The sequence below is a fragment of the Bacteroides sp. ET71 genome (assembly GCF_023336905.1).
Lineage (GTDB): Bacteria > Bacteroidota > Bacteroidia > Bacteroidales > Bacteroidaceae > Bacteroides.
Genome location: NZ_JAMBLS010000006.1, coordinates 92,786 through 106,739, shown reverse-complemented (window position 1 = coordinate 106,739; position 13,954 = coordinate 92,786). Strand labels below are relative to the sequence as shown.

Here is a 13,954-nt window from a genome sequence, read left to right as displayed (position 1 = left end):
TTGTGAAGAAAAATGCCCGGCAGCCTGTCGCGATACGTTTTCCATTATTTAATTATTTTCTGCAGCCGTATGGCGTTTAATACAGCCAGCATGGCCACGCCTACATCGGCAAAGACAGCTTCCCACAAGGTCGCCACACCGCAGGCGCCTAATACGAGCACGGCCAGTTTGATGCCCAAAGCCATGACGATGTTCTGCCAAATGATGCGGCGCGTTTGCCGTCCGGCCTGGATGGCAGTAGCAATCTTCGACGGTTGGTCGGTCTGTATCACTACGTCTGCCGTCTCAATGGCTGCATCGCTGCCCAAGCCTCCCATGGCAATGCCTACATGGCTTAAAGCCAGCGAAGGAGTGTCGTTGATGCCATCACCTACGAAGGCTATGCGGTTGGCTGCATTTTGTTTCAATGCCTCTATGTGTTTCACTTTCCCTTCGGGCAATAAGTCACCATAAGCGTGGGCAATGCCTATGCGGCTTGCAAAGTTAGTGACAATCTCTTGCTTATCTCCCGAAAGCATTTGAATATTTTCAATGCCGAGCTTTTTCAAGGCTTTTATGGCTTGTGGGGCATCTTCTTTCAGTGTGTCGGCCAGCAGAAGGGAACCCATGTAACGTCCGTCGGATGCGCAGGCCACCAAAGTTCCTTCCGCCTGCTGTACAGCATCTGGGCAATGGATGCCATGTTTCTCCAACAGCCGTTGGTTGCCAACCAAGACATGCTGCCCATCAATGTCAGTTTCCAGCCCATAGCCGGCCTCTTCTTTCAGTTCACCGGAAAATGGCAGCTGGGCAATGCCTTTTTGGAAAGCATAGGTGGTAATGGCTTTGGCGATGGGGTGCGTGCTGTTCTGTTCCACGCTGCTCACCAGTTGTAGTAATTGCTTTTCGTCGACATTCTTAGCCGGCCGACAGGTTTGCACTTCAAAAGTGCCTTGTGTCAGCGTGCCTGTTTTGTCGAACACTACTGTATTAATGCGTGTGATGGCGTCCAGGTAATTGCCACCTTTGAACAGGATGCCCAGTTTGGATGCAGCTCCAATACCCCCGAAGTAGCTCAGGGGAATACTGACCACCAGTGCGCATGGGCAGGAGATGACTAAAAATACCAGTCCCCGGTAGAGCCAATCATCCGGTGTATAGGCAAAAGAAGGCTGGATGAGCGACCACACGTAAGGCAGCAATACGATGAGGGCGGCTAATCCCGTGACGGCGGGTGTATAAATGCGGGCAAACTTGCGGATGAAAAGTTCAGCAGGTGCTTTGCGTTCACTGGCATCATGTACCATCTCCAGGATGCGCGATAAGGCACTTTGTTCGAAAGGTTTGGTTACAGTGAGGCGCACTACACGGTCAGTGGCAATCATTCCGGCCAGTACTTCTTCGCCCCGGCAGATGTTGCGTGGCAAGCTTTCGCCTGTCAGTGCCGACGTATTAAATGCCGCTGTTTCGTTAAGCATAGTACCGTCCAGAGGCACACGCTCGCCGGTTTTTACCTCTATGACTTCACCCGTTTTCACGTCTCTGGGGTTGACTCTTTCCTCATGGCCTTCGCGGATGACAGTAGCCGTTTCGGGGCGTACATCCAGCAAGGCGCTGATGTTGTGTTTGGCCCGGTTGACGGCTTTATCCTGGAACCATTCGCCCAGCGAGTAGAATAGCATGACTGCTACGCCTTCGGGGTATTCGCCGATGTAGAATGCTCCGATGGTGGCAAGGGTCATCAGTGTAAACTCGTTGAAGATATCTCCATGGACGATATTTTCCCAGGCTTCTTTCATGACCGGCAGCCCTACGGGCAAGTAGGCTGCCATGAACCAAAGAAGACGCATGGCCGGGCTGAAGAAGCTCGCATCGGCCGCTCCCAGTCCGATACCGGCAAACAGCAGTATAGCCGAAGTTATGATGAGCAGACAGGTCTTGGAGCCTGTCTCTTCACAATGGTCGTGCTCTGGGGCGTTTTCACAGTGTCTGCAAGTGCAATGTGCCATATCTTTTTATTGTTTATTGTTTTTCTGACGGCAAAGGTACGGCATTGTGTTTGCAACTTGGTTGCAAACGTGTATTCGTTTTTCCCGTTTTTTCTCTACTTTTGCAGCGGTTTTCAGAAGGAGGATAACAGATTATGGCTGCTGTAAAAGAAATGACCGAAGGGAAGATATTCCCACAACTATTTTATTTCACTTTGCCCCTGCTGATGGGCAACTTGTTGCAACAGACTTATTCGCTGGTAGATGCCGCTATTGTCGGCAAGTTTCTGGGCATAGATTCGCTGGCTGCCGTTGGTGCCAGTTCATCAGTTGTATTTCTGATATTGGGTTTCTGCAACGGCTGCTGTGGTGGTTTCGGTATTCCTGTGGCTCAGAAGTTCGGTGCACACGATTATTCGACCATGCGTCGTTGTGTGTCGGTCAGTCTGCAATTGGCCGCCCTGATGTCTGTCGTTTTGGCTGTCGTCACGGGTATTCTATGTGACGATATCTTGCATCTGATGCGTACTCCGGCCAACATCTTCGATGAAGCCTATGTCTATCTTCTCATTACTTTCATAGGCATTCCCTGTACTTTTTTCTACAATCTCTTATCCAGCATTATCCGTGCTTTGGGCGATAGCAAGACGCCTTTCTGGTTTCTTCTGCTGGCAGCGGTGCTCAACATCGTGCTGGATCTTTTTTGCATCCTGGTGCTTCATTGGGGAGTAGCGGGGGCAGCTATTGCTACCGTTTTTTCGCAAGGTTTTTCTGCCGCCTTGTGCTACTTCTACATGATTCGCCGTTTCGCTATCTTGCGCACCACGCCTGCCGAGCGTCGTTTCAGCAAGTCTATTGCACGCATATTGCTTAACATTGGTGTCCCTATGGGATTGCAGTTTTCCATCACGGCCATAGGCAGTATCATGCTGCAAAGTGCCAATAATGCTTTGGGTACAGCTTGCGTAGCAGCCTTTACCGCTGCCATGCGTATCAAGATGTTCTTCATGTGTCCTTTCGAAAGCCTGGGAATTGCCATGGCCACTTTTGCCGGACAGAATTATGGAGCGGGCCGACCCAGACGTATCATGCAAGGGGTGAAGGCTGCTTCGCTGATGGCATTGGCTTATTGGATATTCACTTTTTGTGTACTGATGTTTGGTTCCCAAAGACTTGCCTTGCTTTTTGTGGATGCTTCGGAGGCTGAGATATTGGCCGATACGGCTCTTTTCCTGCATGTGTCTGTCACGTTCTTTCCAGTGCTTGGCCTGCTTTGCATTTTACGTTATACCATTCAGGGGGCTGGTTTTACGAACCTGGCCATGCTGTCCGGCGTGTCGGAGATGATAGCTCGTATATTGGTCAGCCTGTTGGCCGTTCCGGCTTTTGGCTATTTGGCTGTTTGTTTTGGCGATTCTACGGCGTGGATTTTTGCCGATGCTTTCCTGATACCTGCATTCTTTTATGTGTACAAGAAGATTCAACTGGTAAAACGCTCTGATTGATGGATGCCGATTTTCATACCGAGCGGAAGATAATCCATATCGACATGGATGCTTTCTATGCTTCTGTCGAGCAACGGGATAACCCTTCGTTGCGCGGCAAACCCATAGCTGTGGGACATGCTGAAGAGAGGGGAGTCGTGGCGGCTGCCAGTTATGAGGCCCGTCGTTATGGTGTGCGTTCGGCCATGTCGTCGGCGAAGGCGAAAAGGCTTTGCCCTTCTCTCATCTTTGTCCGTGGGCGTATGGAGGTTTACAAAGAAGTATCGCGCCAGATTCATGAAATCTTCCATGAATATACGGATATCATCGAGCCGATTTCTTTGGATGAGGCTTTCCTGGATGTGACGGAGAACAAACCCGGCATCGAGTTGGCTGTGGACATTGCCAAGGAAATCAAGCAGAAGATACGCGAACGTCTGCACCTGGTGGCTTCGGCCGGGGTGTCTTACAATAAGTTTCTGGCCAAGATTGCTTCGGATTACCGCAAGCCTGACGGGCTTTGTACGATTCATCCGGCCCAGGCTTTGGATTTCATTGCCGGCCTGCCTATCGAAAGTTTCTGGGGAGTAGGCCCCGTCACGGCCAAGCGTATGCACGCTTTGGGTATCCACAACGGCTTGCAACTCCGTGCCTGCTCACCCGACCGTCTTCTCCGCGAGTTTGGCAAGGTAGGCTCCGTCTACTACGATTTTGCCCGGGGCATAGACCTGCGCCCCGTCGAGGCAGTGCGCATCCGCAAGTCCATCGGCTGCGAACGTACGTTGGAGAAAGACGTTTCGCTCCGTTCGTCGGTCATCATCGAGCTGTATCATGTTGCCGTTGAGTTGGTCAGCCGTCTCGAAAAGAAAGATTTCCGGGGAAATACGCTGACCCTGAAAATCAAGTTCCATGATTTCCGCCAAATCACCCGCAGCCTGACCCAATCCCGTGAGTTGACCACGCTCGATGTCATTCTTCCCCTGGCCAAGCAGTTGCTGCAAGAGGTGGACTACGCCGAGCATCCCATCCGTCTCATCGGCCTCTCCGTTTCCAACCCGCGCGAAGAGACCGGCGGGCATGGTGTCTGGGAACAACTGAGTTTTGACTTCAAAGAGTAGACCTACCCGGCCACGCACAGACTGTTGGACATCAGCCCTTCCGCTTCGTTGCACAGGCACAGGTAAGCCACTACGTGTTGCTCTGCCCACCGTTCGGGTATGGACAGCTCGGCCTGTCCGTCGTCCCGTTGCGCCGCCTGCGTGCGGTAGGTGGCCTCTCCGTTATCGGCGTTGTAGGCCAGCAACCATACTGCGTCCGTGGCTTCGGCATTCCCTTCACCACTGTTGTTCTTCCACCCGAACCGGATTTTTCCGGCCTCTACTGTTGCCTTTGCCTCTGGCACTGTCATCAGCGTGCCCGTGCTCACCAATGCCCGGTGGTAGTCGATGTATGCCTCGTCGCCCTCGATGTGCACGGCCTTTTTCAGCAAGTACGACATGGCGGCGTGAAAGGGCGCTTTCTCCTTCCCGTACAGCGCATAGCCTGCGCGAACAAAATCGGAGATGGGTTGCAGAAAGGCAAAAACTGCGGCAAATTTCTTCCGTTGCCCCTGTTGGGCCTTGCTGCGTGGGTTCCGCACTTTTCCCGGCACGCTGCGGACGTAGTTCCGCCCGTTGTTCTTGTAACCAACAACGTTGCCTACTTTCCCGGTGAACTCCCCGAAAATTCCTTGTTTGATTGTTCCCATAACGATGAATGTTTATCCGTGTTTATCATAGAGGGAGACCGTGCTGTTGCTGCCTTCCCCCGTTACCTGTTCTCGCTGCGAAGATAAGCATTTTATTGGGGGACTTTCGGGAAAATGAGGCTTTATCCGGCGTAAAGTGATTCTAACCTGTTGTGTATGAGTAGGAAATTTTGGAGAACGCTTTTTTGCTGTTCCTGCCGGAAATCCGGTTTTCTTGCCGTAGGATGCCCTTGTCAGGCCGTGGCTGCTCCGTATTTTCTCCGTGACAAGGCTGAAAATGAACGGTATTGACGGTGAAACTACGGAGCAACGGCGGAGTGGCCGGACGGCAATAACGGTTATATTTGGGGGTATAGTCCGCAGGAATAATTGTCGGTTTCCTGGTTAGCATACTTTATTGAATGAGCTTTGAGGCTTAATCCTCCTCTTTCTCTTTTTCCACTTGCGTCGCAGGATAGTTTACCAGATACAGCGTCCCTGTGGCGCGGGTAAAAGCCGTGTAGAGCCATCTGAAATAATCAGGGCTCAGGTATTCGTCCGCCATGTACCCTTGGTCCAGAAAAACATTTTTCCACTGCCCGCCCTGGGCCTTGTGGCAAGTGATGGCATAGGCGTATTTTACTTGCAGGGCATTGTAGTGCGGGTCGTTTTTTATTTTCTTCATGCGTTCGGCTTTGGTCGCGATGTCTGCATAATCTTCCAGTACATTCTGAAACAGGCGCTCACTGTCTGCCCGTGTCAAAGCAGGGGCATCGCTCTGCAAGGTATCCAGCAGGAGACTGACTTCCATTTCCAGGCCGTTGCAGTCCGGAAAGGCAAGGATGGCATCGGCAAAGCGGAAACCATAAAGTTCATGCGTGCGCCGCACTCGTCTGACAATGGCGGTTTCGCCGTTTGCAATGAATTCTTCGTTCTTTTCTTTTTCCTGCCCTGTCCAGTAATAATTGTTCTTGGCCACCATCAGCCAATCTCCTGACTCCAGTTCGTCCTCGCGCCAAAGAATACGTGAGCGGATACCGTTGTTGTAGATGTTGGCTCGCTTGTTGCTGCGGCAAATCACGATGGTCTCATCCATCCCGTCGCGGGCATAGCACTCCTCCAAAGCATCTATCAGTTCATTGCCTGGCAACAGGCGGATGTCGGCAAAACCGGCCAGGCGTATCTTCGGCAGTGAAAAGCAATCTTCAGAAGCAATGGCCTGCCTCAGACGTGTGGCATTCCACAATATGCCCGATTCTTTAGCTTGCCTGACCACTTGCGTGAGGTCCATTTCTGTCACTTCCAGTCCATATCCCTTCAGCGCTTCACCCACGAGAGCCGGACTTTGTTCTTCGCCCACCGGAGGAAGCTGGGCCAAGTCTCCCAAGAACAACAGGCGACAGCCTTGTCCGGAATAGACGAACTGAATCAGGTCGTCCAGCAAACGGCCTGTTCCAAAAGTAGAACCGGACAATCCTTCGTTGGAAATCATCGAGGCTTCGTCTACGATGTAGAGCGTATGGGTGGTCAGGTTGTCGTTTAGCGTAAAGTTGGTCAGTTCGTTGGAAAAAGAGCGTTGCCGGTAGATTTTTTTATGGATGGTAAAAGCCGGGTGCCCTGCATAGGAAGCGAAGACTTTGGCTGCCCGTCCTGTGGGAGCCAGCAAGACAGACTTCTGTTTCAGTAGGTCCAAGGTGCGTACCAAGGCTCCGACCAGCGAGGTCTTTCCGGTACCTGCATAGCCGCGCAAGATGAAAATGCCGTCAGGGTTGGGAGATGTCAAGAACCCGGCAAGCCGCTTGATGGCCGTTTCTTGTTCAGCGGTCGGCTGGTAGGGGAAGTGCTGCCTTATTTGCTCTGCTAAGTATTTGTCTATCATAGCTGTCGTACAAAAAAATGAGAGATTTGCTGTCTAATTCTGTATTTTGTTCTACTTTTGTAGTGCGAATATAGCAAACTCAAGGAAATCCTTTGTCATGAAGAGCTTATTAAATATTGTTTTATGGATATGTGTCGTGTTGCTGGTCTATGTCTGTTATGCCAGCATCATGAAGCCTATCCGTTTTGACGCCCTCAGGCAACAGCGCGAGGCGGCAGTAAAGGCTCGTTTGCTGGATATTCGCAAGGCTCAGTCTGCCTATCATCTGCTACACGATGGCCAGTATGCTGCCAGCTTTGACACGCTGATTCAGTTTGTCAAGACAGCCCGATTGCCGTTTGTGCTGGAGAAAGCGGGAGTGCCTGGTGAATCTTTCTGTCGCGATACATGCTGGGTAGCTTTGGCGGATACACTTTACCCGAAAGGTTTCCAGGCTGATTCGTTGCGATACATTCCTTATGGCAAGGGAGCACAGTTTGAGATTCAGGTGTGCAATCACGAAGATTCTTCGGGAAAGTTTTATGATTTGTTAGAGATCAAAGCGCCTCTGGATGCTTATCTGGAGGGAATGGATTCGCAGGAAGTGGCTAATTGGCGGGCAGAGCAAGAGCGGCAGGAGAAGTATGCCGGGCTAAAGATTGGTGACTTGGAAACACCTAATAACAATGCCGGCAACTGGGAATGAAAAATGTAATATAATGGGAATGATAAATTGCAGTAACACAGAACAAAGCATCCTGTCCATGCGGATAAGCACGGAAGGGTTCGTTTTCGCTGTCTCCAATCCTTTAGGCAATAATGACGAAGGCGGGGCGTTGGAAAACTATCCGGTAGATGTGACTTTGCCGTTGGCGCTCAATCTCAGGCAAGCTTTCAGTCAGTTGAAGTGGCTGGAACGTCCTTTCCGGAAGGTAAATGTGCTGTTGGCCACCAAACGTTTTACCCTTATGCCTGTGGAATATTTCGAGGATGACTGTGTAGAAGCGTTCTTTTACCAGAATCATTCAAAAGAAGAGAATGAATCGGTACTCTATAACATCTTGGGCAATAGCCATGCAGTAGTGTTGTTTGGGATAGACCGGAGTGTGGTCGAGGCAGTACAAGAATGGCAGCCGGAAGCAAGATTTTATGCACAGGTCTCTCCGCTGATAGACCAATTCGCAATAAAGAGCCGTTTGAACAATGCCCGGAAGATGTATGTACATGTGCGGCGTGAGTACATCGATGTTTTGAGCTATGAATGTGGTCGGCTTTTGTTGGCCAATTCGTATAAATACGGACAAGTGACAGACTGTATCTATTACATACTTTGTATTTGGCAGATGTTGGGCTTTGACCAGGAGAACGATGAGCTTTACTTGTTGGGCGGAGTGGACGAAAAGCCTGATTTGCTTACCGGACTGAAGGATTTCATCCGCTGGGTCTCGGTGATGGAGCCGGCTGGAAATATGGATTTGCAAACTGTTGTATTATGCGAGTAATCAGTGGTATATATAAGCGGAGGCGATTTGATGTGCCGCGCTCTTTTAAGGCGAGGCCTACGACAGATTTCGCTAAAGAGAATCTGTTTAATGTCTTGTCCAATCATTTAGACTTTGAGGAGGGGGGAGTGGAAGCTCTTGACCTGTTTGCGGGAACGGGCAGTATCAGCGTGGAATTGTTGTCGCGTGGTTGCACTCAAGTGGTTTCGGTGGAGAAAGACCGTGAACATTATGCTTTTATCTGCAAGGTCATGCAAGAATTGAAGGCTGTGAACTGGTTGCCTGTGCGTGCCGATGTCTTTAAGTTTGTGAAGAGCACACACCGGTGTTTTGATTTGGTCTTTGCCGACCCGCCTTATGAGTTGAAGGACCTGGAGACTTTGCCTGACTTGGTTTTGGGCAATGGTTTGCTGAAACCGGGAGGCCTTTTTGTTTTGGAGCATGGGAAAAAGAATCACTTTGAGGCACATCCTTGCTTTATCGAACACCGGAGTTATGGCAGTGTGAACTTCAGTTTCTTTGGTGTCTCTGCGGATTCAGAGCAGGGGGGAGAATAAGCGGATGATGCTTTCGCTTGCTTTGCGATACCACGGGCGCTTTATCCAGTTTTTCAGGAACACTTGTTTGCAGTCGCGTTGGTCTTGCAGGAATATTTCGCGCATCTGCAAGGCTGTCTCTGTGTCGTAGATGAAGGCATTGACTTCGAAGTTGTGCTCGAAACTGCGGAAATCGATGTTGGTAGAGCCTACGGTGGACAAGGTATCGTCTGTTACCATTAATTTGGAGTGCAGGAATCCTTTCTGGTAGAAATAGACTTTGACGCCTGCCTGCAGCACGTCGGCCAAATAGGAGCATGAACCCAGGTGGGTCAGCCTGTTGTCTGCCCGTTGGGGAAGCATCAGGCGCACATCTACGCCGGACAAGGCGGCGGTCTGCATGGCGATGAGCATTGACTCGGTGGGCAGGAAATAGGGGGTTTGGATGTAGAAGTATTTTTTCGCACCGGACATGGCCATGATGAGTCCTTGCATGATTTCCCGCCAAGGTCCTACGGGTTCGCTGGTGACGATTTGTACTTGTGAAGTCCCGACGTTTTCCAGGCGTGGGAAATAGCGGGCGGAAGTGATGAGGGTGCGGTCTACGAAGTACCAGTCCAGCAGGAAGGCTGTTTGCAGCCCGTGCACGGCTTTTCCTTTCAGCATCAGGTGGGTGTCGCGCCAGATGCCCCACGGGAATCCTTTCACATATCGTTCGGCCAGGTTCATGCCGCCTACGAATCCGGTGCAGCCGTCTATGACGATGATTTTCCGGTGGTTGCGGTAGTTCACTTTGTTGGTGAAGTGGGGGAAGCGTACTTTCAGGAAACTGCGCACTTCGATGCCGGCTTCGCGCATTTGCTCGAAGAACCGGGTGGGGACGTGCCAGCAGCCTACGTCGTCGTAGATGACGCGCACCTCGATGCCGGCGCGGGAGCGTTCTATCAGGACGTCGCGCACCAGGCGGCCGATGGCGTCGTCTTCGAAGATGTAGGATTCGATGTGGATGTGCTGTCGGGCGCCTTGCATTTCGCGCAGCAGGGCGGGGAGCAGTGTGTAGCCGGAGGTATAGGTTTCCACCAGGTTTCCGTCAAAAGGGAGTGACTGGTTGACGTTGTAGAACAGGAGGCCGAGGCGTTGATAGGCTATGGGAAGTGGTGAGGTGGGTTGGGCCAGGTATTCTGCCATGGGTTTCTTCAGCAGATGGCCGTAGACTTTTTTGCCGATGATGCGTTCGTGGCGTTGGCTGCGTCCGAAGAAGAAGTAAAATACCAGTCCCACGACGGGCAGGAAGATGAGCACCAATATCCAGGCCATCGTCTTGACGGGGTTGCGGTTGTCCATCACGATGACGATGATGGTGCCGATGATGATGGCCCACAAGACGATGTCGAAGGCCACGCGGGCCAGTTGCTCTATCAGCAGATTCCATTCCATGGTTGTGATACTTGTTGCTCAACGGCAAAAGTATATAAAATGGTTGAAGCGGCCAAGCCCGGAGAGGGGGAATTACGTGGCGGGGATAGATGGAGGCAAAATGTCACGGGTATGTGAGGTACTTACCTCACATACCTGTGAGGTACTTAGGTCACATACCCGTGAGATAGTCAGGACACACCCGCAACCGCCCGGAGGGGGTATGGGGGCGTCAGAAGCGGCGTGGCCCTCTGCCCTGTCCGTGGCCGCCGGGGCCACCCATGCCGGGCATCTCCTCGCGCTTCACCCGTTTGCCTCCGAAGATGTTCAGGCGGTAGATGAAGCGCAGCATGCAATAGCTGTTCACGCCGTTGTACTCGTACACCGAGCGTCCGCTCGAGGTGAGCGAGCGGGTGATGTTGCTCTGCCGGCGCAGGATGTCATACATCTCGAAGCTGATGGTGGCGTCGCCATTCAGGAAAGTCTGCGACAACTGGGCATTCCAAATCAGCTCGTTGCGGTTCATGCTGCTGTCGCGGTAGCCGCGCCGTGCCTGGTTGGTGATGTTGGTGGACAGCGACATGTTCCAGGGGGCAGTGATGTTGGTGAATCCGCCGTAGGAGAAGTTGTAGGGCTCCTGGTTGTTCGACGGTGTCAGCTTGTCCCGTTCCACCGTGTACGAGAAACTGCCGTTCAGCCCCACCTCCAGCCAGTCGTTGCGGTAAGAGCCGCGCAACCGCTCGTTGATGTTCAGGTTGGTCGTCGTATTCTTCTGCTCTACGCGTGTCTGCGTGTCCGTCAGGTAGCCCACGTTGTTCTGGTAGTTGAAGCTGGTGAAGGTACCGATGTTGAATTTCTTGTTCTTCAGGGCCGTGTTGAAGCCGAACATGGCGAAGGCATTCCAGTTGCCGTTGATGTTCTTCGGCGTTGTGGTCCATCCACCGGTCGATTCGTTGTAGACACGGCTGTTGCTCACACTGTTCTGCGTGGCCTGGAAGCTGGCATGCGAAAAGATGCCCCGTTGTTGCTCCACCTTGTAGTCGTTGTAGAAGAAGCGCAGCGTGTGGCTGAACGAAGGCTTCAGTCCCGGGTTGCCCACACGTATGTTCTGCGGGTTCGAGTTGTCCACGATAGGCAACAAGTTCTCCATCGACGGCTGGCTGCTGCGTCCCCGGTAGGTGAAGCGCAGTTGGCTGACCTTCGAGAAGCGGTAGCGGAAGTCGATGTTGGGTGCGAAGTTGAACACGTTGCGCGTGGTGTCCACCATATAGTCACCCCGCTTGTAGGACAGCACGGTGTGTTGCGGCTGCAGGGAGATGCCCGAACTGAGTTGCCATTTCTCGCGGATAAAGCGCAGGGCCAGCGATGCGTCGTGGTTGTAGTAGCGGTACTCGGCATATTTCCCCAGGCTGTCCACCTCGTGAGCCGCATAATCTGCGGGTAAAGCCGCGCCGATGTTCCAATCGTTGCCATACGATTGCAGGTCATACGTCTTGCGGTCGCTTTCGCTGTACATGTATTGGAATTGGTAGCTGAACTGCAGATACGTGGCTTTGGCAATCGGTTCGCTGTATGTCAGTTGTGCGCGGTAGTTGAAGTCCTTCGTCGGCGTGTTTATGTATTGGTTGCGTATCAGGATAGAGTCTCCCCCCAGGTAGCTTTGCAGCAAGAAGTAGTTGGTTTGCGATTCCGTGTACTGCCTGTTCACGTTGTCCCCATAGCTGAACCGTCCGCGGAAGGTGATGTTGCGCCCGTCGGGGCTGAGTTTACGGTTTATCTGCAGGGTACCGTTGGCACTCAAATCCTTGCCGTCGGTCAGCGTGCCGCTGTTGATGGCATTTACGCGTACCTCCTCCAGAGGGTCATCTTCCATAGCCAGCTTTTCCAGGTTGAGGTAGTCATTCGGATTGTCTACCAGGTCATAGGGGTCAGCATTGAACGTTCCCGATTCCGACAGTGACAGGTTGTCCGTCTTTGCGTACGATATGTTGGGGCGGAAGATGATGTTCGTCAGCGTGTCCGGTCTCCATTCCATGCGGAAGTCGGCATTGAAGTTCTTGCTGCGGTTTCGGGCATTGGTGTTTGAGTTGGAGAATGAATTTCCGCTGGTCAGGAAGTCCTCGGTAGAACCGATGCTTCCCACGTCGTTGCCTGTATAATTGTATCGGGCGCTGCCTCCCAACTCTATCTTGTCAGTTTTGGTGAAGAAATCCAGGCCAATCCACTTCTTGGCCGTCAATCCGTTGTTGCGGTTCCAGCGCGGTCCTCCGCCTCCTCCGCGGAATCCTTGGTCGTTGACGTTGTTTACCGAGCCTATGAGCGACACTTGCGTCGGACCGCGGAAGTAGTTCACCATGCCGCGTGCCGAGTATCGGTCTTCTGTGCCGATGGCTCCGTCCACGTTGCCGAACCATCCGGTGTTCATTTCCTTTTTCACTGTCAGGTCCAGCACGGTTTCCTCTTCTCCGTCGTCGATGCCGGTGATACGTGCCAGGTCAGATTTCTTATCGTAGGTTTTCAGTTTGTCTATCATCTCGACGGGGAGGTTCTTCAAAGCTGTGGCCACGTCGCCGCCGAAGAATTCCTGTCCGTTGACCATGACCTTCGAGATGTCTTTTCCGTTGATTTTTACGTTTCCGCTGTCGTCAATCTCCGCGCCGGGCAGTTTCTCCACCAAGTCTTCCAGCACGGCCCCTTGTTGGGTGCGGTAGGCCGACGAGTTGAATTGTATGGTGTCTTCCACCACCTGCACCTGGGGGGCTTGGGCGGTGACCACGGCTTCGGCCAGCAGGATAGCGTCCGGTTGCAGGACCACGTCGGGCATCCGTTTGTTTTGCGAGGTTACCTGCAAGGGGATGAGCTGGGTGATGTATCCTAAGTAGGAGACCTTCAGTACGTATTTGCCCGGTTTTGCCTGCAGGCGGTAGTAGCCATCGGGCGAGCAGGCCATGCCGGTGGATTGGGTACTGTCGGGCAGGTTGAGCAGTTGCACGCTGGCTGCAATGGCCGGTTGGTTGGTATCGCCTTCCATGATGCGTCCCATGATGTCGACAGCTTTACTTTGTGAAAATGCGGACAGTGCCACGGCCCATAGCAGCACCATCCCTGCAACGAATCTGTTCATGTGTTTGTCTATTCTTACTTACCTTAAAAAATGAGTTACCAATGCCCTTTTGACGAGCATGTTGTTAGAAGGTTTAATGCTTGAAGTGATAAAATGTCTTATTAATCGACTAATTCCTTTAAAATGTCGACGAACGGGTGGGAGAGTAACGGCGAAGAAACCTTATCTTTGCACGCGAAGCCCGGGGACCTGATATTTTAACAGATTGATACAAACTAGCTCTGGCGTTAATGTTTGTTTGCTGTTAGATTAGTGTTCGGTCCGGGGCAGGCTAACGTTCGGTCCAGGTTTGGCTGATAAGCAACCGGGCTGTGAACCGTAATTATTAAATACAGATAGAT

General features: G+C 52.1%; 10 protein-coding genes. 5 read left to right on the top strand and 5 right to left on the bottom strand.

What is annotated here, in order from left to right; translation table 11 throughout:
• Nucleotides 1–44 precede the first annotated feature (44 nt).
• The gene (locus tag M3090_RS05510) at nucleotides 45–1,988 is read right to left on the bottom strand and encodes a heavy metal translocating P-type ATPase (protein ID WP_249054429.1); all 1,944 of its coding nucleotides are present in this window, start codon (nucleotides 1,986–1,988) and stop codon (nucleotides 45–47) included.
• A 134-nt stretch (nucleotides 1,989–2,122) separates the two neighbouring features.
• Between M3090_RS05510 and M3090_RS05505 the strand changes: the two genes are divergently transcribed.
• Together M3090_RS05505 and dinB are read left to right on the top strand one after the other, a co-directional pair.
• A complete protein-coding gene (locus tag M3090_RS05505; RefSeq protein WP_249054427.1) occupies nucleotides 2,123–3,472 on the top strand; it encodes an MATE family efflux transporter in 1,350 nt (449 codons plus the stop codon).
• A complete protein-coding gene (gene dinB / locus M3090_RS05500) occupies nucleotides 3,472–4,569 on the top strand; it encodes a DNA polymerase IV (RefSeq protein WP_249054426.1) in 1,098 nt (365 codons plus the stop codon). The genes M3090_RS05505 and dinB overlap by 1 nt, the downstream gene beginning before the upstream one ends.
• A 2-nt stretch (nucleotides 4,570–4,571) precedes the next feature.
• Here the strand turns inward: dinB and M3090_RS05495 are convergent, their stop codons facing one another.
• Together M3090_RS05495 and M3090_RS05490 are read right to left on the bottom strand one after the other, a co-directional pair.
• Entirely contained in the window at nucleotides 4,572–5,198 is a 627-nt protein-coding gene (locus tag M3090_RS05495; RefSeq protein ID WP_249054425.1) for a DUF6266 family protein, read from the bottom strand.
• A 415-nt stretch (nucleotides 5,199–5,613) separates the two neighbouring features.
• Nucleotides 5,614–7,056 carry an ATP-dependent RecD-like DNA helicase gene (locus M3090_RS05490; RefSeq protein WP_249054422.1) on the bottom strand — a complete coding sequence of 481 codons (1,443 nt, stop codon included), beginning with the start codon at nucleotides 7,054–7,056 and terminating at the stop codon, nucleotides 5,614–5,616.
• Between the two features lie 97 nt (nucleotides 7,057–7,153).
• Here M3090_RS05490 and M3090_RS05485 point away from each other — a divergent pair, with 97 nt between their 5' ends.
• Genes M3090_RS05485 through M3090_RS05475 form a run of 3 tightly spaced genes read left to right on the top strand, consistent with a single transcriptional unit; the run spans nucleotide 7,154 to nucleotide 9,094 of the window.
• Complete coding sequence (locus M3090_RS05485; protein ID WP_249054420.1) at nucleotides 7,154–7,741, top strand: hypothetical protein; 588 nt, start codon at nucleotides 7,154–7,156, stop codon at nucleotides 7,739–7,741.
• Nucleotides 7,742–7,760: 19 nt separating this feature from the next.
• The gene (locus M3090_RS05480) at nucleotides 7,761–8,537 is read left to right on the top strand and encodes a DUF3822 family protein (RefSeq protein WP_249054418.1); all 777 of its coding nucleotides are present in this window, start codon (nucleotides 7,761–7,763) and stop codon (nucleotides 8,535–8,537) included.
• Nucleotides 8,528–9,094 carry an RsmD family RNA methyltransferase gene (locus tag M3090_RS05475; RefSeq protein WP_249054417.1) on the top strand — a complete coding sequence of 189 codons (567 nt, stop codon included), beginning with the start codon at nucleotides 8,528–8,530 and terminating at the stop codon, nucleotides 9,092–9,094. The genes M3090_RS05480 and M3090_RS05475 overlap by 10 nt, the downstream gene beginning before the upstream one ends.
• On the opposite strand, the gene cls is transcribed toward M3090_RS05475, so the two are convergent.
• Both cls and M3090_RS05465 read right to left on the bottom strand, forming a co-directional pair.
• A complete protein-coding gene (gene cls / locus M3090_RS05470) occupies nucleotides 9,074–10,510 on the bottom strand; it encodes a cardiolipin synthase (protein ID WP_249054416.1) in 1,437 nt (478 codons plus the stop codon). The genes M3090_RS05475 and cls overlap by 21 nt on opposite strands.
• A gap of 211 nt (nucleotides 10,511–10,721) precedes the next feature.
• Nucleotides 10,722–13,613, bottom strand: coding sequence for a TonB-dependent receptor (locus tag M3090_RS05465; RefSeq protein WP_249054415.1), 2,892 nt, complete (start codon nucleotides 13,611–13,613; stop codon nucleotides 10,722–10,724).
• Nucleotides 13,614–13,954 lie beyond the last annotated feature (341 nt).

What these genes read in the sequence shown, in the direction of transcription:
- M3090_RS05485 (WP_249054420.1), top strand. Translation starts at nt 7,154, where the DNA reads ATGAAGAGCTTATTAAATATTGTTTTATGGATATGTGTCGTGTTGCTG.
- M3090_RS05475 (WP_249054417.1), top strand. Translation starts at nt 8,528, where the DNA reads ATGCGAGTAATCAGTGGTATATATAAGCGGAGGCGATTTGATGTGCCG.
- M3090_RS05480 (WP_249054418.1), top strand. Translation starts at nt 7,761, where the DNA reads ATGATAAATTGCAGTAACACAGAACAAAGCATCCTGTCCATGCGGATA.
- cls (WP_249054416.1), bottom strand. Translation starts at nt 10,510, where the DNA reads ATGGAATGGAATCTGCTGATAGAGCAACTGGCCCGCGTGGCCTTCGAC.
- M3090_RS05465 (WP_249054415.1), bottom strand. Translation starts at nt 13,613, where the DNA reads ATGAACAGATTCGTTGCAGGGATGGTGCTGCTATGGGCCGTGGCACTG.
- M3090_RS05505 (WP_249054427.1), top strand. Translation starts at nt 2,123, where the DNA reads ATGGCTGCTGTAAAAGAAATGACCGAAGGGAAGATATTCCCACAACTA.
- dinB (WP_249054426.1), top strand. Translation starts at nt 3,472, where the DNA reads ATGGATGCCGATTTTCATACCGAGCGGAAGATAATCCATATCGACATG.
- M3090_RS05490 (WP_249054422.1), bottom strand. Translation starts at nt 7,056, where the DNA reads ATGATAGACAAATACTTAGCAGAGCAAATAAGGCAGCACTTCCCCTAC.
- M3090_RS05495 (WP_249054425.1), bottom strand. Translation starts at nt 5,198, where the DNA reads ATGGGAACAATCAAACAAGGAATTTTCGGGGAGTTCACCGGGAAAGTA.
- M3090_RS05510 (WP_249054429.1), bottom strand. Translation starts at nt 1,988, where the DNA reads ATGGCACATTGCACTTGCAGACACTGTGAAAACGCCCCAGAGCACGAC.